We start from the raw sequence: 17,482 nt of genomic DNA on the forward strand, positions 1-17,482 counted from the left end.
CGGTCGAGGACGGGCGCGGGGGTGGGCCGAGGAGCCGGCCCACCCCCGCCGGTCGGATCAGGTCAGCCGGCCGTCACCGTGAAGCCCTGCTCCTTGCCGTAGGACACGTTCTGGTCCTGCCACGCCTTGAGGCCCTCGTTGATGTCCGACTTGTTGAGGAAGGCCTTGCCGACGGTGTCGCTGAAGATGCTGTTCGCGTACGACTGCCACGGCAGGTACTGCCAGCCGGTGCCGACGTTCTTCGACGAGTCGACGATCACCTTGTTGACCTGCTGGCCACCGAAGTAGTCGTCCGTCTTGCCCTGGAAGTCGGCCGACTCGAGGTCGGCCGTGGTGGCCGGGAAGCCGCCGGACGCGAGGAACACCTTCACCGACGCCGGGTCGGAGTTCAGCCAGCGCAGGAACGCCGCGGCGAGCTCGGGGTTCTTCGACTGCTTGACGACCACCTCGGTGGAGCCGCCGTTCTCGGCGGTCGCCGTGTCGCTGCCGAACGTCGGCATCGGCGCCACCCGCCACTGGCCCTTGCCGGCCGGGACGCTGGCCTCGAACACACCGGGCATCCAGCCGCCGGTGACCAGCGTGGCGATGGTGCCGTCACCGAGCGCCTTGAACCACTGGTCGCTCCAGCCGGGGATGTTGCCCAGCAGGCCACCCTCGTTGAGCTGGTTCCACATGTCGGCGAACTTCTTGCTGCCGGCGTCCTGCAGGTTGATGGAGACCTTGTCGCCGTCCGACTTGAACGGCCGGCCGCCGGCCTGCCAGATCAGCGACGTGGTCATGCCCGCGTCGCCGGTGTCGTTGACGTAGAACTTGGTGGGGTCGGCCGCGTGCAGCTTCTTGGCGCCCGCGATGTAGTCGTCCCACGTCTTCGGCACGGTCAGGCCGTACTTGTCGAAGACCGTCTTGTTGTAGAAGAGCGCCATCGGCCCGGAGTCCTGCGGCAGGCCCCAGATGCCGTTCGCACCGGTCACCGCGCCCCACGTGGAGGCCGAGTACTTGCTCTTCAGGTCCCCGAAGCCGTACTTGGTCAGGTCCACCAGGTCCTTGGGCAGCACGAACTGCAGCAGCGACTGGTACTCGACCTGCACCACGTCCGGCGCACCGGAACCCGCCTTGATCGCGTTCTGCAGCTTGGTGTTGGTGTCGCCGGCACCACCGGAGTCCACCAGGTTGACCTTGACGTTCGGGTACGCCTGCTCGAAGGCGGCGACCTGCGCCTTGGCGGACGGCGTCCAGGTCCAGTAGGTGATCTCTCCACCCTTGGACAGGGCGGCGTCCAGGGCGGCGGAACCGCCACCGGAGCCACCGGCGGACGTGCTGCCGCCGGACGAGCCACCGGAGGAGGAGCAGGCGGCCAGGGCGAGGCCGACCACGACACCAGCCGCGAGGACGGCTGCGCCGCGCAGGCGGCGACGGGGGTGCAGGGACATGACACTTCCTTTCACATCGTCGTGCGAGGGGGGTGCGGGACGTGCGGGGAGGGATCGAGAGGGTGACGCGGTCGCGCCGCGGCCCGGGGGTCGGGCTCGGTGCGGCCGCGACGGGTCAGGCCTTGACGCTCCCCGCGGCCAGGCCGGACTGCCAGTAGCGCTGCAGGGAGAGGAAGACGGCGACGATCGGGACGATCGCCAGCAACGACCCGGCGATGACCAGGTTGTAGATCGGCGTCGCGTTGACGCCGGTCGCCCGCAGGTTCCACTGCTGCAGGCCGATGGTCAGCGGGAAGAGGTTCGGGTCGTTGAGCATGATCAGCGGCAGGAAGTAGTTGTTCCACGTCGCCACCACCGAGAACAGCAGCACCGTCACCACGCCCGGCGCGAGCAGCCGCACGCCGATGGTGAGGAAGGTGCGCAGCTCGCCGGAGCCGTCGATCCGGGCCGCCTCGAGGATCTCGGTCGGCACCGCGTCCAGGGCGTACACCCAGATCAGGTACAGGCCGAACGGGCTGACCAGCGACGGGACGATCACCGCCCAGATCGTGTTGGTCAGGTGCAGCTGGCTGAACATGAGGAACGTCGGCACCGCGAGCGCCGTCCCCGGGATCGCGATGGCGCCGAGCACCGTGGCGAACACGGCTCGCTTGCCGGGGAAGTCGTACTTGGCCAGCCCGTACCCGGCGAGCGTCGCCAGCACGGTCGCGCCGCCGGCGCCGACCACCACGTAGAGCAGCGTGTTGGCCAGCCACCGGACGTAGATGCCGCCGTCGTACGTCAGCACCTGGTGCAGGTTGTCCAGCAGCGCGAACCGCCCGGCGAACCACAGCCCGAACGAGCCGAACATCGACTGCTGCGTCTTGCTGGCGTTGATCACCAGCCACGCCAACGGTGCCAGCGCGTACAGCGCGAACACCACCATCACCAGCGTCAGCCGGACGGACGGGCCGCCGAAGGGGCTCACCGCGCGGGACCGGCGGGCGCGCCGGGCGCGGGCCGAGCCGGCGTCGGTGCCGGCCGTCCGGGGGGCCGTCGGGTCGATCGTCGTGGTCGCCATCAGCGGTTCGCCTCCCGGGAGCCGCGCAGCTGGACCACGTAGGCGATCACCGCGGTGACCAGGCCCATGACGATCGCGAGGGTCGCCGCGTACGTGTACTGCTGACCCGCGAAGGACAGGTTGTACGCGTACATGTTCGGCGTGAAGTACGTCGCGATCACCGAGGGGATCAGCGTGCGCAGGATGTTGGGCTCGTTGAACAGCTGGAACGAGCCGATGATCGAGAAGATCGTCGCGATGACGATCGCCTGCCGCAGGGCCGGCAGCTTGATGCTGAACACCACGCGCCAGGCACCGGCGCCGTCGATCGCCGCGGCCTCGTAGAGGTCGTGGGGCACCGACCGCAGCGCCGAGTAGAAGATCAGCATGTTGTAGCCGACGAACTCCCAGGTCACGATGTTGCCGATCGCGACGAGGATCCACTGCGGGCTCAGCGGCGTGAGCAGCTCGTGGCCCACCAGCCTGTTGATGTTGCCGGCCAGGCCGAACTGGTCGCCGTACATGAAGCCCCACATGAGGACCGCGACGACGCCGGGGACCGCGTACGGCAGGAACACGGACATGCGGAAGAACGAGGCGCCGTGCAGCCGGCCGGAGTCGATCGCCAGCGCGGCGACCAGGGCCAGGCCCAGCATCACCGGCACCTGGACCGCCAGGAACAGGGCCACCCGGCCGAGGCCGTCCCAGAACTTCGGGTCGGAGAACAGCTGGGAGTAGTTGTCCAGCCCGACGAAGCTGCGCCCGCCGATGAGCTTGTCCTTGAACACGGACAGGTAGAGCGAGTACAGCACCGGCACGACGAGCACGAACAGGAACACGGCGAGGAACGGGATCGCGAACCACAGGCCCGCGAAGGACCGACGCCTGCTGGGCTGGGCGGGCGCGGGGCCCACGTCCGTGAGGACGACAGCTGCTGACACCTTTGTCTCCGGTCTGCCGGTCACCGACATTGGTGACGTTACCAAGCGAGACCGAACCTAGATGGTCACGTTGTCATCTGCAACCCCCCTGCGGTCACGGTGCGATAACGGCTTCTGCGGACTCACCCGGCCCGAGACGGCGATGGGCACGTCACCATGGCTATGCTCCCGGCATGGCCGCAGGTCCTCAGGGGGCAGCCGGCGCACCGCAGCCGCCGCGGGCGTCGATCGCCGACGTGGCGCGCCTGGCCGGCGTCGCCCCCATCACCGTCTCGCGCGTCGCCAACGGGTCGGACGCCGTGCGGGCCGCGACCCGCGAGCGGGTGCAGTCGGCCATGGCGATGCTCGGCTACGCGCCCAACACGGCGGCCCGGGCGCTGCGCAACGGCAGCTTCGAGACGATCGGCCTGGTGGCGCACCGGTTCGCCCGCACCGGCGAGTCGCGGACCATCGAGGGTGTCGTCGAGGCCGCCCGTGCCGAGGGCTACACGGTCGCCCTGGTCGACGTGGTCTCCCCCGCCGACGTGTCCGAGGCCGCGACGCGGCTGCGGCATCAGGCGGTCGACGGTCTCATCGTCATCCGGGCCGAGGTGGCGACCCCGGACGACCTCGCGCTGCCGCCGGGCATGCCGGTGGTGGTCTCCGACTCGCGGTTCGTCGGGCACCACGCCGCCGTCGGGTCGGACCAGATCGGCGGTTCGCGCTCGGCGGTCGAGCACCTGCTCGGCCTCGGCCACCCGACGGTGCACCACATCGCCGGACCGGCGGACTCCGCGCCCGCGGTGCAGCGCGAGGAGACCTGGCAGGAGACGCTGCGCCGTGCCGGCCGCCCGGTGCCACCCGTGCTCCGCGGCGACTGGACGCCGCAGTCCGGCTACGCCCTCGGCGCGCAGATCGCGGACGACCCGTCCGTCACCGCCGTCTACAGCGCCAACGACGAGATGGCCGCGGGGCTGATGCGAGCGCTCCACGAGCGTGGCGTGCGGGTGCCGGAGGACGTCTCGGTGGTCGGGTTCGACGACGCGGCGCTCACCGAGTTCCTCTGGCCGCCGCTGACCACGGTCCGCCAGGACTTCCGCACCATCGGCTCGGAGCTGGTGCGCCTGCTGCTGGCGCAGGTGCGCGACCACGTCGACGTGTCGCGCGAGCACGTGGTGGTGGGCACCACGCTGCAGGTCCGCGCGAGCACGGGACCGTACCGCCCACGAGGCTGAGCGGCGCCCGCCGTCACCCCGCTGGCAGGCCCTGCACCACCGACCTACCGTCGAGGCTCGTCTGCCGACGGGAGCCTGTTGTGCCGGAGACCACTGCGGACGTCGCCCCGCACGACGGGACGGTCCCCCGTCTCGCCGCGTCGCGCCGAGAGCTGGACGACGCCGTCCGCACGGTGCTCGGGCCGGAGGCGCGGCTGCGTCCCGAGCAGCGGGACGCGCTGCGGCGGTTGGCCGACGGCGACGTGCTGCTGGTCGCCCGGACCGGCGCGGGCAAGACGGCGGTGTACGCGATCGCGACCCTGCTGATCGGCCGGCCCGCGCTGGTGGTCAGCCCCCTGCTGGCACTGCAGCGCGACCAGGTCGCGGCACTGCAGGACGCCGGGCTGCGTGCCGCGGCAGCGTCCTCCGCCGGGGGTGCGGCCCGGCACCGCGCCGCGCTCGACGGGTTCGCCGCCGGGGAGCTCGACGTGCTGCTGCTGGCACCGGAACAGCTGGCGCGGCCCGACGTGGTCGCCGCGGTGGAGCGGGCGCGACCGGGCCTGGTGGTGGTGGACGAGGCGCACTGCGTCAGCGAGTGGGGGCACGACTTCCGGCCCGACTACCGGCACGTCACCGGGCTGGTCGAGCGGCTGGGGCACCCTCGGGTGCTCGCCATGACGGCCACGGCGTCCGCCGACGTCCGCCGGCAGATCGTCGAGGGGCTGGGGATGCGGGACCCGGCCGTGGTGGTGCACGACGCCGACCGGCCGGGCATCTGGCTCGGCGTGCACCACGCGGCGTCCGAGGGCGAGCGGGACGCGCTCGTGGTGGACCTCGCTCTCGAGGAGCCCGGCGCCGTGATCGTGTACGCCCGCACCAAGCGCCACGTCGAGAGCCTCGCCGAGGCGCTGGACGCCGCGGGTCGTCCGGCGCTCCGGTACCACGCCGGGCTGCCGCCCATGGCGCGGCAGCGGGTGGAGCGGACCTTCCTGGACGGGCGCGCCGATCTGGTGGTGGCCACCAGCGCGTTCGGCATGGGCGTCGACCGCGCCGACGTGCGGCTGGTGGTGCACGCGGGGGCGCCGCCGTCGCTCGAGCAGTACTGGCAGGAGGTGGGACGCGCGGGTCGGGACGAGGAGCCGGCGCGTGCCGTGCTGGTGGCCCGGGCCGAGGACGTGGCGCTCAACAGGTACCTGCGCGGCTCCGCCGGGCCGCGGCGCGAGACGCTCGCGACCGTGCTGAGGTGCGTCGGCGACGAGCCGACGGACCGGGCGGCGCTCGCCTCGGCCACCGGGCTGGCGGCGCGCACGCTGTCCCGCGCCCTGGCCGAGCTGGTGGACGTCGACGCGGTGCGGCGGGTCGGCGACCGGTTCGCCGGCACCGGCACGTCGGTGCGCGACGCCGCCGAGGCGGTGCAGCGGCGGCACGAGCACCGGGCGACGCTCGACCGGTCCCGCGTCGAGCTGGTGCGCACCTACGCCGACACCACCGACTGCCGCCGGCGGGTGCTGCTGGAGCTGCTCGGCGAGGAGCACCCGCACGTGTGCGGCCGCTGCGACTCGTGCGACGCCGGCACGTCCGTGGAGGTGCACGCCGGTCCGCTGCGTCCCGGCCAGCACGTGCGGCACCAGGCCTGGGGCGGCGGCGTGGTCAGCGTCGTCGAGGCGGACCGCGTCACGGTGCTGTTCGAGTCCCGCGGCTACGTGGCGCTGGACATCGCCGTGGCGCTGGACTCCGGCGTGCTGACGCCAGACGGGCCACGTGCGGAGTCCGCATGAGCGGGATCCGGGTGGCCGCCCTCCGTCAGGCCGTCGCCGACGGCCGCAGCCGGAACCCGTCCGGGGACGCCGGCGGGCCCCCGGACACGTCCGTGACCAGCCGCTCGGCGAGCCTGGCGACCGGCACGCCGGTGCGCTGCGACGCCCGCCGCAGCCGCTCCATCGCCTGACCCGCTCCGCAGCAGTGATGGGCCATCACCACGCCGACCGCCTGGTCGATCACGGCCCGCGAGCGCAGCACGGCGTCGGCGTCCTGCACGGACGCCACGGCCTGCTCGAGCCCGACGGCCAGGCCGACCACCGTCCGCAGCTCGTCCACCAGGCACCGGGCGGTGGTGCCCAGACCGTGGTGCCAGTCCACCGGTGAGCGGCTGAGCAGCATCACCAGCACGGCGCCGCCGCCGACCACCGGCCCGCCGAGCACCGCACCCGACGGGTGCTCGTCGGACGCGAGCGCCGCGGGACGGCCGTAGCCGTCGTCCAGGAGCCAGCCGTCGTCGAGGAGGCACCCGTCCTCGACGAGGCGACCGGCCGCCGCGTCGGGCGCCTCGTCGCCCGGCCCCGGAAGGGCACCGCCGTCGTCGCGACGCTCGTCGGTCCGCACCTGCACCACGTGTCCGTCCGGGCGGGTCAGCCGCACCCGCACGTCCATCCGGACCGCCAGGAACCCGGGGACGGCCTCGGCCCACGCCTCCAGCGCGGGCTCCACCACCGCTCGCTCGTGCAGCGCGGCGCTCAGCGCGGCCAGCGGCGGGCTCCCGGCTGGCGGCACGCTTCCGGCGAGCGGCTGCCGGCGGCTGTCGTCGACGTCGGCGAGCGGCGGCATCGCACCACAGTGCGGCCCAGGCGCGCGGGCCGCCACCGCGACGGTGCACGCACCCGCGCCGCGCGGGCCGACCCCCGTTCCGGTGGCGGGCTCGACACGCTCATGCCTACCGTGAAACGACCAGCCGGCGTCCCCGCCGGGGGTGCGGGCGTCGGCGCAGGACAGCCGTCGAGGGCCCGCCGGTTCACGGGCACGGCGCGCCGGCGAGCGCGCGGACAGCTCCGTCGAGCCCCTCCACGACCGATCGAGGGCACCGCCGTACCTACGGCGTGCCTTCGCCCACCTGCGAGGAGATGTCATGACCTACGACTACGGGACCACCTCCCCCGGCACGGGAGCGTCGTCGGGCGGCAGCTGGCCCGCCGACGACCAGCCCACCACGCAGCTCCCGTCCGTCGCCCCTTCCGGCGACACGGGCAGCGCCGGCGAGACGGCGGCCGTCGCGAAGGACGAGGCGATGGGCGTCGCGAGCTCGGCGAAGGAGAAGAGCAGCGACCTGGTCGACGAGGGTGTGGACAAGGCCAGGTCGGTGGCCGGAGAGGCCACCCGGCAGGCCAGCGACCTGATGGACGAGGCCCGTGTGGAGCTGACCGCCCAGGCGTACGAGCAGCAGCAGCGCCTGGCCGGCGGGCTGCGCAGCTTCGGGCACGAGCTGGGCTCGATGGCCGACAGCTCCACCGAGCGCGGCCTCGCCTCGGACGTCGCACGGCAGGTCGCGTCGCGCACCAACGACCTGGCGCAGTGGTTCGAGGACCACGAGCCGGGCAGCGTGCTCGAGGAGGTGAAGGAGTTCGCCCGTCGTCGTCCCGGCGCCTTCCTGGCGATCGCGGCCGGCGCGGGGGTGCTCGCGGGCCGGCTGACGCGCGGCCTGAAGGACGCCGACGAGCCGGGCGGCACCACGGTGGGGTCGGCCGGCCGCACGTCCCCCGGCCACCGGGCGGCCGGCGCGCCTGAGCGGGTCACCGCCTGGCCGCCCACCGGCGTGGAGCAGCAGGGCGCGGGGTACGGGCAGGGCGCGGGGTACGGGCAGGGCGCCGGGTATGCGGCGGGCTACGGCTCGGGCGTCACCGACCTGGGCACGACGTCGTACGAGACCGCACCCGCAGCGACCGGTGGCCAGCTCGGCGGGGCGGGCTACGACGAGTCGGGCTACGAGCGGAGCACCTACGACCAGGGCGGCTACGACCGGACGGGCTACGGGACGGGTGCCGACGAGACGGCCGACCCGCTCGACGCGCCGCTGCGCCCGGACCGGGCGACCGACCCCACCGTCGACCCGGCCGCCGAGCCGCGGAACGAGGAGGGCTGGCGATGAACCTCGACGAGGCCGCGGCGCAGGCGCAGGCCGAGGCCGCTCAGGCACGGGCCGAGGCCGAGGCGTCCGCAGCCCCGTCGTTGGGCGACCTGCTCGCCGACATCAGCCGGGACGTCTCCACGCTGATGCGCCAGGAGGTGGCCCTCGCTCGGGCCGAGCTGCAGCAGTCGGCGAAGAACGCGGGCAAGGGCGCGGGCATGTTCGCCGGCGCCGGCGTCGCCGGCCACATGGTGCTGCTGTTCCTGTCGGTCGCCCTGTGGTGGGGCCTCGGCTCCGCGATGGGCCACGGCTGGGCCGCCGTGGTGGTCGCCGTCGTCTGGGCGGTGATCGGCGCGGTGCTGGCGGCCCGCGGTCGCGCCGAGCTGCGCCGCATGTCGGGTCTGCAGCAGACCACCGACACGGCCAAGAAGATCCCGAACGCTCTCGCCGGACACGAGGAGAAGAACCGATGACCACCAACGACCCGGACCGCATCCGCGCGGACATCGAGCGCACCCGTGCCGAGCTCAGCTACGACGTCGACGCGCTCGGCGACAAGGTGAGCCCCGGCAGCATGGCCCACCGGCAGGCCACCAAGCTGCGCGCCGGCGCCACGTCGCTGAAGTCCCGCGTGATGGGGACCGCCCGCGACGCCGCCCACAAGGCGGGTGACACCGCCGGGGACGTGTCCTCGTCCTCCGGCGACGCCCTCTCGTCGGCCGGGGAGGCCGTCACCGGCCTGCCGCACACGGTGGCGCGCCAGACGGAGGGCAACCCGCTGGCCGCCGGGCTGATCGCGTTCGGCGTCGGCTGGCTCGCCTCGTCGCTGGTCCCCGCGACCGAGCACGAGCAGCGCGCGGCCCTCGCGGTCAAGGAGCAGGCGGCCGACCTGACCGAGGAGGCCAAGGCGACCGCGGCCGAGGTGGCGCAGCACCTCAAGGAGCCGGCGCAGCAGGCCGGCCAGGCCGTGAAGGAGGCCGCGACCCAGGCCGCGGGCGAGCTCAAGGAGCACGGCACCCAGGCGGCGTCCGACCTGAAGGACGAGGCGGTGCAGGCCAAGGAGAACGTCCAGGAGACCCGCCAGTAGCACCTGGCGACACGGCGCGGCGCCCGGTACCGAGCTTCTCGGTACCGGGCGCCGTCACGTCCGGGCTGGTCTCAGCGAGCCGTCACATGTCGCGGTAGCGCTTCGCGGCGGCCAGGTCGGCGCGCAGCTGGTCCGCGTCCCGGCGTGCCCCGTAGCCGGGGGTGTCCCGCTGGATCCGCCAGCCCTCGGCCAGCGAGTCCAGCTCGACGGCGTCGAAGCCGAACTCGTCGAGCAGCTCGACGACGCGGCGCCGGGCGGCGGGGTCGTCCCCCGCGACGACGAGGGCGCGACGGCCCGGCGTGCCGGCCGGTGAGCCGTCGGTGGTCAGCTCCGAGGCGAGGATGTGGTTGAACGCCTTGACGACGTGGGCGCCCGGCGCACGTCGGGCCAGCAGCTCCGAGACGGTGGTGGACTCGTCGTCCAGCTCCGGGATCTGGCCGTCGCGCTGCGGGTAGTAGTTGTTGGTGTCGATGACGACCTTGCCGGCCAGCGGCTCGACCGGGACGGTGTCGAGCGCGTGCAGCGGGATGGTCACCACGACCAGGTCCCCGGCGGCCGCCGCCTCGTCCGGGGTGGCGGCGCGCGCCCGCGGGCCGAGCACCTGCACCAGACCGGCCAGCGAGGCCGGGCCGCGGGAGTTGCTGAGCACCACGTCGTAGCCGTTGCGGACGGCGAGGCGGGCGAGCTGGGAACCGATGTGGCCGGAGCCGATGAGTCCGAGAGTTGTCACGACTCGCGCCAACCGGGCCGACCACCGGCGCATTCCCGCAGGTGGGCGATGCACAGGAAGGACGAGCGTCGCGTTCGCTCAGAGCAGCGGCAGCCGGCCGACGATGCGGTCGACGCGGTTCCGTGGCCCGACCAGCCCGGCGCCGCCCCGACCACGGCGCTGGACCGCACGCGTGCGCTTCGCGAGCAGGGCGTGATCCGTGGCGCCACCCGCGCACGAGGGCCCGGTCGTGTCGGTGGTCGCCGGCATGCTGCCGGGATGGCGAGCTGGGACGAGATCGAGCGGGAGGCGCCGGCGCTGGCGGCCCGCGTCCGTGCGGCGCTGGACCCGGCGGCGGGGGCGCGCCGGCACAAGACGATCGCGACGCTGCGGGCCGACGGGTCCCCGCGGATCAGCGGGATCGAGTGCTGGTTCGACGGCGGCGAGCTGAGGTTCGGGTCTATGCCGGGCTCGCTGAAGAGCGCCGACCTGCGCCGCGACCCGCGCTTCGCGCTGCACGGCCCGACGATCGACCCACCGGGCGAGACCCCGTCCGGCTGGGCCGGTGAGGGGAAGGTCGCCGGCCGGGCGGTGCTCGAGGGGCCGCTCCCGGAGGACGGCCCTCCGGGCGACCTGTTCCGGGCGGACCTGCTCGAGGTGGTGTGGACCGGGATGGACCCGACGGGCACCCGCCTGGCGGTCGAGTCGTGGCACGCCGGCCGGGGCGTGACGCGGCTGGAGCGCGACTGACGCCGGGCTGCGCACGACGGCAGGTACGGGAGACTGGGTCCTGAGCCGTCGAGCTCCTGAGCCGTCGAGGCGTCGACCAGGCCGGTCACCATCCCTGAGGAGAGCCCTATGTCAGCGCTGCGCGTCCTGTTCGTCGGCGGCACCGGCGTCATCAGCTCGGCCTGCACCGAGCTGGCCGTCGCCCGCGGCATCGAGCTGGCGGTGCTGAACCGCGGGACGGGCCGGCGGCCCCTGCCGGACGGCGTCGAGTCGGTGGTGGCGGACGTCCGCGACCCGCAGTCGGTGCGCGACGCGCTCGGCGACCGGCAGTTCGACGCGGTGGTCGACTGGGTGGCGTTCACCCCGGAGCACGTGCGCACCGACATCGAGCTGTTCGAGGGCCGCACCGGCCAGTACGTCTTCATCAGCTCGGCGTCGGCCTACCAGACGCCGGCCCTGCGCCTGCCGATCCGCGAGTCCACGCCGCTGCGCAACCCGCACTGGGAGTACAGCCGCAACAAGATCGCCTGCGAGGACGTGCTGACGCAGGCCTACCGGGACAGCGGCTTCCCTGTCACCGTCGTCCGCCCGTCCCACACCTACGACCGCACGCTCGTGCCGCTGGACGGCGGTTGGACGGCCGTCGAGCGCATGCGCCGCGGGCAGGAGGTGGTGGTGCACGGCGACGGCTCGTCGCTGTGGACCCTGACGCACCACACCGACTTCGCCCGCGGGTTCGTCCCCCTGCTGGGGCACACCCGCACGTTGGGCGAGGCGTTCACCATCACCGGTGACGACGTGCTGACGTGGGACCAGATCACTCAGGCGCTGGCGGCGGCCGCCGGGACGGAGGCGCGGATCGTGCACGTGCCGTCGGACCAGATCGCCGCCGCCGACTCCGAGTGGGGCGCGTCGCTGCTGGGCGACAAGACGTGGTCGTCGGTGTTCGACACGTCCAAGCTGCGCTCGGTGGTGCCGGACTTCGTCAGCACCGTGCCGTTCGAGCAGGGCGCCCGGGAGATCGTCGCCTGGCACGACGAGGACCCGGCGCGCCGGGTGGTCGACGAGCGGCTGGACGGGCTCATGGACCGGCTCGTCGAGCGGTTCCGCGTGGGCTGAGCCCGGCACGCTCGGGTCGACCGGCTCAGCCCTGGGCGCCGCCGCTCGGCTCCCCGGTGCGTCGCCCCTGCGGGTGGAGCGTCTCGCCGCGGGCGAGCATCGCGACGAACTCACGGATGCGGCGCTCGCGTGTCTCGGCACGCTTCACCGTGCCCAGGCGGTACAGGATCGCGAAGCGGTTCTGGCTGGTCAGCCCGGCGAACGTGCGGGCGGCGTCGGGATCGGCCGCCAGTGCAGCCGCCAGGTCCGGCGGGACCTCGCTGCCGGCGGCACCGGCGTACGCCGCGTCCCAGCGTCCGTCGGCACGCGCCCGGTCCACCTCGGCGAGCCCGCGCGGCCGCATCCGGCCCTCCTCGAGCAGGCGGCCGACCAGGGTGGTGTTGCGCCGGGACCACGGGCTGCGCACGAGGCGTGGGGTGAAGCGCTGCAGGTAGGTGGTGGCGTCCCGCCGCTTGAGCTGCCCGTCGATCCAGCCCTGGCACAGCGCCTCGTCCAGCGCCTGGTCGTACGTGAGGCTGGTCGGGTCGGTGGTGCCCTTCTTCGCGAGGACCAGCCACACGCCCCGCCCGTCGTCCGCGTGCTCGGCGAGCCACGCGTGCCACGCCTGCTGGTCGGCGACCAGCAGCTCCGGAAGCTCGTCAGCCATGCGCGCACGGTAACGACCGCCACCCACGCACAGGCCGCAGCGAGCATCCCCCGGTATCGCCCCGACGACGGAAGGTGGTGGCGCGGCTCGTGCCGCCGCGCCACCACCTTCCGGCCCTGCAGCGTCCGGCCCTGCAGCGTCTGGCACTACAGCGCCTGGCACTACAGCGCCTGGCACTACAGCGTCCGGGACTGCTCCCCCGCCTTCTGCGCGTAGGACAGCGCACCGTCGTGCACGGCGTTCAGCGCCGCCTCGGAGCGCAGGCCGGACCAGACGGACGCCGACAGCTCCAGCCCCAGCGCGACGCCGAGGTTGTAGACCAGCCACGGGTGCGGGTCGGGGTCCTGGGTGATCGGTGGGTACGGCCACGGGATGGGCACGTGCGGCGGGGTGCCGCACCAGTCGTCGGGATCGGCGTCGAAGGCGACCCCCAGCTGGTGCGCCGTGGACGCCAGCCGCACCAGCTCGGCGGCGGCGCGCACGCCGGTGATCAGCGCCTCCGGCGGTCCGGGGGGCAGCGGCTGCGGGTTGAGGGCGGCGAGGTCGAAGCGGGAGCGGTAGCGGCCGACCGCGGCGGTCGGCGTGCCGAGGATGTCGAAGATCTCGGGGTGCAGCCGCCCGATGATCGAGATGGCCTGCATGGACAGGGGCATGGGAACCGTCCTCCGCGACGGTGCCGGCGTGGCCGGCACGCCTCCTGGCAGCGGATGTCCAGGTGCCTCGAAGGAGCCGGCCGGTGCGGACGTGGATACGCGGGCGGCCGAGACGACGCGACTTGAAGATTGTTTGTTCTGCTAACGTGCGCGAGTCATCGAGCCGTCACCCGGGAGGTGCCGTGAGCGAGCTCTACAAGGTCAAGGCCGAGCTCTTCCGCACCCTCGGGCACCCCGCGCGGATCCGCGTGCTGGAGCTGCTGGCCGAGCGTGACCGCCCTGTGCACGAGCTGCTGGCCAGCATCGACATCGAGCAGTCCAACCTGTCGCAGCAGCTCGCGGTGCTGCGCCGGGCCGGACTGGTCAGCCAGCGGCGCGAGGGCGGCGAGGTGGTCTACGCCGCCAGCCTGCCCGCGGTGTCCGAGCTGCTGCGCATCGCCCGGCGGCTGCTGGCGGACCTGCTGACCGAGCAGCAGAACCTCAAGGCGGAGCTCGAGGACGGCGCGGCACCGGCGGTCGACCACGGGTCCGTGCGCGCATGAGCCTGGTGGACCTGGCCCGGCTGATCCGGCGCACCGGCCGGATCGCCGAACCGGCGCCCGCCGCCCGCGGCGGCTCGGAGCAGCCGTCGGTGCAGGGAGTCGACGGCTCTGCGACCACGTCGGCGGACGGCCCGGCTCGCGACCTCCCCCGCGCGCTGCGCGGCAGCGTCCAGGTGCGGCACGTGGACGCCGGCTCGTGCAACGGCTGCGAGATCGAGCTGGCCGCGGCCTTCGGTCCGGTCTACGACGCCGAGCGCTACGGCGCCCGCCTGGTCGCCTCGCCCCGGCACGCCGACGCGGTGCTGGTCACCGGCGTGGTCACGCGCAACATGGCCGAGCCGCTCCGACTGACGGTCGAGGCGACACCGCAGCCGCGTGTGGTCCTGGCGGTCGGCGACTGCGCGCGCGACTGCGGGATGTTGCGGGGCGCCTACGGCGTGGTCGGGGCCGCGTCCGACGTGGTGCCAGTCGACCTGTCGGTGCCGGGCTGCCCGCCGGCCCCGGCAGACATCGTCGCGGCGCTGCGGCAGGTCACCGGCCGATGAACGCCGTGGCGTGGGGTCTGCTGGCGCAGGCGGTGCTGGCCGCGTGCGCCGTCGTGGCGGCGATCGGCACCCGCGGCCGAGTGCGGAACGTGGTGGCCGGCGCGCTGTGCGCGGCGCTGGGAGCCGCCGGCGTGGTGACGGGCGCGCTGGTGCTCGCAGGGCGGACGGTCAGCGTGAGCATCGCCACGGCACTCCCCCTGCCGCCGATGGTGCTGGCGCCCGACCGGTTGGGCGGGCTGCTGATGGTGCTGGTCGGTGCCGTCGGCGTGGTCGCCTCGGTCTACGCGATCGGGTACGTGCACGGCGCCTCGGCCTCGCGCACCCAGTGGGCCGCGCTCGCCCTGTTCCTGCTCGGCATGCAGCTGGTGCCGGCCGCCGGCGACGTGGTCGGCTTCCTGGTCGCCTGGGAGCTGATGGCCGCGGCGTCGACCGTCCTGGTGCTCGCCGAGCACGCCCACCGCGCGACGGTGCGGGATGCGGCCGTCTGGTACGCCGTGATGACGCACCTGAGCCTCGTGCTGATCCTCGCCGGGTTCGCCGCGCTGTCCGCCGCGGCCGGTTCGACGCAGTTCGACGCGATGGCGACGGCGCGGCCGACGGGCGCCGCTGCGACCGCCGCCTTCGTCCTGCTCGTCGTCGGCTTCGCCGCCAAGGCGGGCCTGGTGCCGCTGCACGTGTGGCTGCCGCGCGCCCACCCCGAGGCGCCCAGCCATGCGTCCGCCCTGATGAGCGCCGCGATGGTGTCGCTCGGGGCGTACGGGCTGCTGCTGGTCGGCGTGCGGCTGCTGCCCGGAGGCCCCACGTGGTGGGGCGTGCTGCTGATCGGTCTCGGTGCCGTCTCGGCGGTGTACGGCATCCTGCAGGCCGGCGTCGCCACCGACCTCAAGCGGCTGCTCGCCTACTCGACGTCGGAGAACCTCGGCCTGGTCGCCGTCGCCCTCGGCACCGCGATGCTGCTGACCACCCACCACGTGCCGGGTGCCGCGAGCGCCGCGCTGCTGGCGGCCCTGCTGCTGCTGGTCAGCCACGCCGCGTTCAAGGCGACGCTGTTCCTCGGGGCCGGTGCGGTGCTGCGCGCCACCGGTGAACGCGACCTGGACCGCCTCGGCGGCCTGGTGCACGCCATGCCGTGGACGGCGGCGACGTTCGGCGTCGGCGCGCTCGGCGCGGCGGCACTGCCGGTGACCGGCGGCTTCGTCGCCGAGTGGACGCTGCTGCAGGCGCTGATCCACTCGGCTCGACCGGCGGACCGGGTGGTGGCCGTCGCGATCCCGCTGGCGCTCGCCGCGCTGGCGCTGACCGCGGGGCTGGCGCTGGTCACCTTCGTCAAGGCGTTCGGCATCGGGTTCCTGGCCCGAGCACGGTCGGTAGCAGTGCTCGGCGCGCAGGAGGGGCCGTGGAGCATGCGGGTCGCGATGCTGGCCGGTGCGATCGGCGTCGTCGGGCTCGGGGTGCTGCCGGGCCCGCTGGCGCGGGTGCTCGCCGCTGCTGCGGGCGTGGACGGCGACGTGCGGACGGTGGGCCTGGGCGGCGTCGAGCTGCTCGGCGTGGGCGCGGTGCTGAGCCCCGTGGCCCTGCTGGGGCTCGGCGCCGGTGTCGGTGTGCCCGCGCTCGTGGTCACGCTCGTGCTGGCCCGGCGGCGGCCGGCCACCACCGACGTGCTCGGCTGGGGCTGCGGCGGCGTCCGCACCAGCCCGCGGATGCAGTACAACGCGACGTCCTACGCCGAGCCGGTGATGCGCATCTTCGACGACGCTCTGCAACCCACCCGCGACGTCGTGGTCACGCACGTCGCGGAGTCGGCGTACCTGGCGGAGCGCGTCCGCTTCGCCCAGCGCGTGGACGACGTGGTGGAGGCGCGGCTGTACCGCCCGCTGGTCCGTGCGGCGGACGCCCTGGCCGACCGGGCCCGCCGGGTGCAGAACGGGTCGATCCACCGGTACCTCGCGTTCTCGTTCACCGCTCTGGTCGCGGTGCTGCTGGTGGTGGTCGTATGAGCGGCCGCGCGCTGCTGCTCGCCCTGGTGCAGGTGCTGGTCGCGGTCGCGTTCGCGCCCCTGGTGATCGGCGTGACGCGCCAGACGAGGGCTCGGCTCGAGGGCCGGGCCGGCCCGGGCGTGCTGCAGCCGTGGCGCGACCTGCGCAAGCTGCTGTCCAAGACGCCGCTGCGCGCCGCCGGCACCGGCGTCGTCACGGTTGCCGCCCCGCTGGTGCTCCTCGTCTCGAGCCTGCTGCTGGCGGCGCTCGTGCCGTCGGTCGGCGCCGTGCCGGTCGCGCTGGTGCCCGGCGACCTGTTCGTGGTGGTGTCCGTGCTGCTGCTCGGCACGGTGGCGATCGCCCTGCTGGGGCTCGACGCTGGCTCGGCGTTCGGCGGCATGGGGTCCAGCCGGCACATGACCATCGCGGCGCTGGTGGAACCGACCGTGCTGGTGTCGGTCTACGCGCTGTCCATCCCGGTGGGCAGCTCGGCGCTGCCGCTGATCGTCGCGGCGCGCCGCGACCACCCGGCCGGCATCATCTCGCCCGCCGGCGTGCTGGCCGTGGTGGCGCTGGGCATCGTGGTGCTCGCCGAGACCGGACGGCTGCCGATCGACAACCCCTCCACCCACCTCGAGCTGACGATGATCCACGAGGCGATGGTGCTGGAGCAGTCCGGCCGCGACCTGGCCTGGGTGGACCTCGCGTCGTGGTTGCGGCTGTCGGTGCTGCTGGGGCTGGTCGGCAACCTGCTGCTGCCGTGGGGCGTCGCGGCGACGGTCGGCGCCGGGCCGCTGCTGCTGGGCACCCTCGCGCTGGCCGGCAAGCTCGCCCTGCTCGCCGCGCTGCTCGCCACCGCCGAGGTGGGCATGGCCAAGCTCCGCCTGTTCCGGGTGCCGGAGCTGCTGGCCGGCTCGTTCGTGCTGGCCTTCCTCGCCGTCACCGCGTCGTACCTGGTCGCCTGAGCGCCGCCGC

At 74.0% G+C, this 17,482-nt stretch carries 18 protein-coding genes; 11 read left to right on the forward strand and 7 right to left on the reverse strand.

Features of this window, described 5'->3' with window-relative positions; translation table 11 throughout:
* Nucleotides 1–62: 62 nt before the first annotated feature.
* From N0B34_RS14435 to N0B34_RS14445, 3 genes are all read right to left on the reverse strand, one after another.
* Nucleotides 63–1,430 (reverse strand): ABC transporter substrate-binding protein, encoded by a 1,368-nt coding sequence (locus tag N0B34_RS14435; protein ID WP_263732115.1) that lies wholly within the window; start codon nucleotides 1,428–1,430, stop codon nucleotides 63–65.
* A 115-nt stretch (nucleotides 1,431–1,545) separates the two neighbouring features.
* Nucleotides 1,546–2,490, reverse strand: coding sequence for a carbohydrate ABC transporter permease (locus tag N0B34_RS14440; RefSeq protein ID WP_412175757.1), 945 nt, complete (start codon nucleotides 2,488–2,490; stop codon nucleotides 1,546–1,548).
* On the reverse strand, nucleotides 2,490–3,440 hold the full coding sequence (locus N0B34_RS14445; RefSeq protein ID WP_412175758.1) for a carbohydrate ABC transporter permease: 951 nt from the start codon (nucleotides 3,438–3,440) through the stop codon (nucleotides 2,490–2,492). Before N0B34_RS14445 ends, N0B34_RS14440 begins: the two co-directional genes overlap by 1 nt.
* 143 nt (nucleotides 3,441–3,583) lie before the next feature.
* On the opposite strand from N0B34_RS14445, the gene N0B34_RS14450 reads away from it, so the two are divergent.
* Nucleotides 3,584–4,624, forward strand: coding sequence for a LacI family DNA-binding transcriptional regulator (locus N0B34_RS14450; protein WP_263732116.1), 1,041 nt, complete (start codon nucleotides 3,584–3,586; stop codon nucleotides 4,622–4,624).
* Between the two features lie 80 nt (nucleotides 4,625–4,704).
* Nucleotides 4,705–6,381: a RecQ family ATP-dependent DNA helicase gene (locus N0B34_RS14455; RefSeq protein WP_263732117.1), complete on the forward strand. Its 1,677-nt coding sequence runs from the start codon at nucleotides 4,705–4,707 to the stop codon at nucleotides 6,379–6,381.
* Nucleotides 6,382–6,406: 25 nt separating this feature from the next.
* Here the strand turns inward: N0B34_RS14455 and N0B34_RS14460 are convergent, their stop codons facing one another.
* On the reverse strand, nucleotides 6,407–7,207 hold the full coding sequence (locus N0B34_RS14460; protein ID WP_263732118.1) for an ANTAR domain-containing protein: 801 nt from the start codon (nucleotides 7,205–7,207) through the stop codon (nucleotides 6,407–6,409).
* 298 nt (nucleotides 7,208–7,505) lie between these two features.
* On the opposite strand from N0B34_RS14460, the gene N0B34_RS14465 reads away from it, so the two are divergent.
* Genes N0B34_RS14465 through N0B34_RS14475 form a run of 3 tightly spaced genes read left to right on the forward strand, consistent with a single transcriptional unit; the run spans nucleotide 7,506 to nucleotide 9,588 of the window.
* Nucleotides 7,506–8,522 (forward strand): hypothetical protein, encoded by a 1,017-nt coding sequence (locus N0B34_RS14465; protein WP_263732119.1) that lies wholly within the window; start codon nucleotides 7,506–7,508, stop codon nucleotides 8,520–8,522.
* Nucleotides 8,519–8,974 carry a phage holin family protein gene (locus N0B34_RS14470; protein WP_263732120.1) on the forward strand — a complete coding sequence of 152 codons (456 nt, stop codon included), beginning with the start codon at nucleotides 8,519–8,521 and terminating at the stop codon, nucleotides 8,972–8,974. Before N0B34_RS14465 ends, N0B34_RS14470 begins: the two co-directional genes overlap by 4 nt.
* Nucleotides 8,971–9,588 (forward strand): DUF3618 domain-containing protein, encoded by a 618-nt coding sequence (locus N0B34_RS14475; protein ID WP_263732121.1) that lies wholly within the window; start codon nucleotides 8,971–8,973, stop codon nucleotides 9,586–9,588. Before N0B34_RS14470 ends, N0B34_RS14475 begins: the two co-directional genes overlap by 4 nt.
* Nucleotides 9,589–9,670: 82 nt before the next feature.
* On the opposite strand, the gene N0B34_RS14480 is transcribed toward N0B34_RS14475, so the two are convergent.
* Nucleotides 9,671–10,318 carry an NADPH-dependent F420 reductase gene (locus N0B34_RS14480; protein ID WP_263732122.1) on the reverse strand — a complete coding sequence of 216 codons (648 nt, stop codon included), beginning with the start codon at nucleotides 10,316–10,318 and terminating at the stop codon, nucleotides 9,671–9,673.
* Between the two features lie 258 nt (nucleotides 10,319–10,576).
* On the opposite strand from N0B34_RS14480, the gene N0B34_RS14485 reads away from it, so the two are divergent.
* Nucleotides 10,577–11,047 carry a pyridoxamine 5'-phosphate oxidase family protein gene (locus tag N0B34_RS14485; protein ID WP_263732123.1) on the forward strand — a complete coding sequence of 157 codons (471 nt, stop codon included), beginning with the start codon at nucleotides 10,577–10,579 and terminating at the stop codon, nucleotides 11,045–11,047.
* A gap of 108 nt (nucleotides 11,048–11,155) precedes the next feature.
* A complete protein-coding gene (locus tag N0B34_RS14490; RefSeq protein WP_263732124.1) occupies nucleotides 11,156–12,145 on the forward strand; it encodes an SDR family oxidoreductase in 990 nt (329 codons plus the stop codon).
* A 25-nt stretch (nucleotides 12,146–12,170) separates the two neighbouring features.
* On the opposite strand, the gene N0B34_RS14495 is transcribed toward N0B34_RS14490, so the two are convergent.
* Complete coding sequence (locus N0B34_RS14495) at nucleotides 12,171–12,791, reverse strand: YdeI/OmpD-associated family protein (protein WP_263732125.1); 621 nt, start codon at nucleotides 12,789–12,791, stop codon at nucleotides 12,171–12,173.
* A 176-nt stretch (nucleotides 12,792–12,967) separates the two neighbouring features.
* A complete protein-coding gene (locus N0B34_RS14500) occupies nucleotides 12,968–13,444 on the reverse strand; it encodes a hypothetical protein (protein ID WP_263732126.1) in 477 nt (158 codons plus the stop codon).
* A gap of 182 nt (nucleotides 13,445–13,626) precedes the next feature.
* Between N0B34_RS14500 and N0B34_RS14505 the strand changes: the two genes are divergently transcribed.
* From N0B34_RS14505 to N0B34_RS14520, 4 genes are read left to right on the forward strand one after another with little or no spacing between them, the layout of a single operon-like run.
* Complete coding sequence (locus N0B34_RS14505; protein WP_263732127.1) at nucleotides 13,627–13,986, forward strand: ArsR/SmtB family transcription factor; 360 nt, start codon at nucleotides 13,627–13,629, stop codon at nucleotides 13,984–13,986.
* The gene (locus N0B34_RS14510; protein ID WP_263732128.1) at nucleotides 13,983–14,531 is read left to right on the forward strand and encodes an NADH-quinone oxidoreductase subunit B family protein; all 549 of its coding nucleotides are present in this window, start codon (nucleotides 13,983–13,985) and stop codon (nucleotides 14,529–14,531) included. The genes N0B34_RS14505 and N0B34_RS14510 overlap by 4 nt, the downstream gene beginning before the upstream one ends.
* On the forward strand, nucleotides 14,528–16,528 hold the full coding sequence (locus tag N0B34_RS14515) for a proton-conducting transporter membrane subunit (RefSeq protein WP_263732129.1): 2,001 nt from the start codon (nucleotides 14,528–14,530) through the stop codon (nucleotides 16,526–16,528). The genes N0B34_RS14510 and N0B34_RS14515 overlap by 4 nt, the downstream gene beginning before the upstream one ends.
* Nucleotides 16,525–17,472 (forward strand): respiratory chain complex I subunit 1 family protein, encoded by a 948-nt coding sequence (locus N0B34_RS14520; protein WP_263732130.1) that lies wholly within the window; start codon nucleotides 16,525–16,527, stop codon nucleotides 17,470–17,472. Before N0B34_RS14515 ends, N0B34_RS14520 begins: the two co-directional genes overlap by 4 nt.
* The last annotated feature ends 10 nt before the right edge of the window (nucleotides 17,473–17,482 follow it).

This window comes from Cellulomonas sp. SG140, assembly GCF_025770785.1.
Classification (GTDB): domain Bacteria; phylum Actinomycetota; class Actinomycetes; order Actinomycetales; family Cellulomonadaceae; genus Cellulomonas.

Bases quoted from the DNA above. Each gene is read 5' to 3' on its own strand.
- N0B34_RS14435 (WP_263732115.1), bottom strand. From the start codon at position 1,430: ATGTCCCTGCACCCCCGTCGCCGCCTGCGCGGCGCAGCCGTCCTCGCG.
- N0B34_RS14440 (WP_412175757.1), bottom strand. From the start codon at position 2,490: ATGGCGACCACGACGATCGACCCGACGGCCCCCCGGACGGCCGGCACC.
- N0B34_RS14445 (WP_412175758.1), bottom strand. From the start codon at position 3,440: ATGTCGGTGACCGGCAGACCGGAGACAAAGGTGTCAGCAGCTGTCGTC.
- N0B34_RS14450 (WP_263732116.1), top strand. From the start codon at position 3,584: ATGGCCGCAGGTCCTCAGGGGGCAGCCGGCGCACCGCAGCCGCCGCGG.
- N0B34_RS14460 (WP_263732118.1), bottom strand. From the start codon at position 7,207: ATGCCGCCGCTCGCCGACGTCGACGACAGCCGCCGGCAGCCGCTCGCC.
- N0B34_RS14465 (WP_263732119.1), top strand. From the start codon at position 7,506: ATGACCTACGACTACGGGACCACCTCCCCCGGCACGGGAGCGTCGTCG.
- N0B34_RS14470 (WP_263732120.1), top strand. From the start codon at position 8,519: ATGAACCTCGACGAGGCCGCGGCGCAGGCGCAGGCCGAGGCCGCTCAG.
- N0B34_RS14475 (WP_263732121.1), top strand. From the start codon at position 8,971: ATGACCACCAACGACCCGGACCGCATCCGCGCGGACATCGAGCGCACC.
- N0B34_RS14485 (WP_263732123.1), top strand. From the start codon at position 10,577: ATGGCGAGCTGGGACGAGATCGAGCGGGAGGCGCCGGCGCTGGCGGCC.
- N0B34_RS14490 (WP_263732124.1), top strand. From the start codon at position 11,156: ATGTCAGCGCTGCGCGTCCTGTTCGTCGGCGGCACCGGCGTCATCAGC.
- N0B34_RS14495 (WP_263732125.1), bottom strand. From the start codon at position 12,791: ATGGCTGACGAGCTTCCGGAGCTGCTGGTCGCCGACCAGCAGGCGTGG.
- N0B34_RS14500 (WP_263732126.1), bottom strand. From the start codon at position 13,444: ATGCCCCTGTCCATGCAGGCCATCTCGATCATCGGGCGGCTGCACCCC.
- N0B34_RS14510 (WP_263732128.1), top strand. From the start codon at position 13,983: ATGAGCCTGGTGGACCTGGCCCGGCTGATCCGGCGCACCGGCCGGATC.
- N0B34_RS14515 (WP_263732129.1), top strand. From the start codon at position 14,528: ATGAACGCCGTGGCGTGGGGTCTGCTGGCGCAGGCGGTGCTGGCCGCG.
- N0B34_RS14520 (WP_263732130.1), top strand. From the start codon at position 16,525: ATGAGCGGCCGCGCGCTGCTGCTCGCCCTGGTGCAGGTGCTGGTCGCG.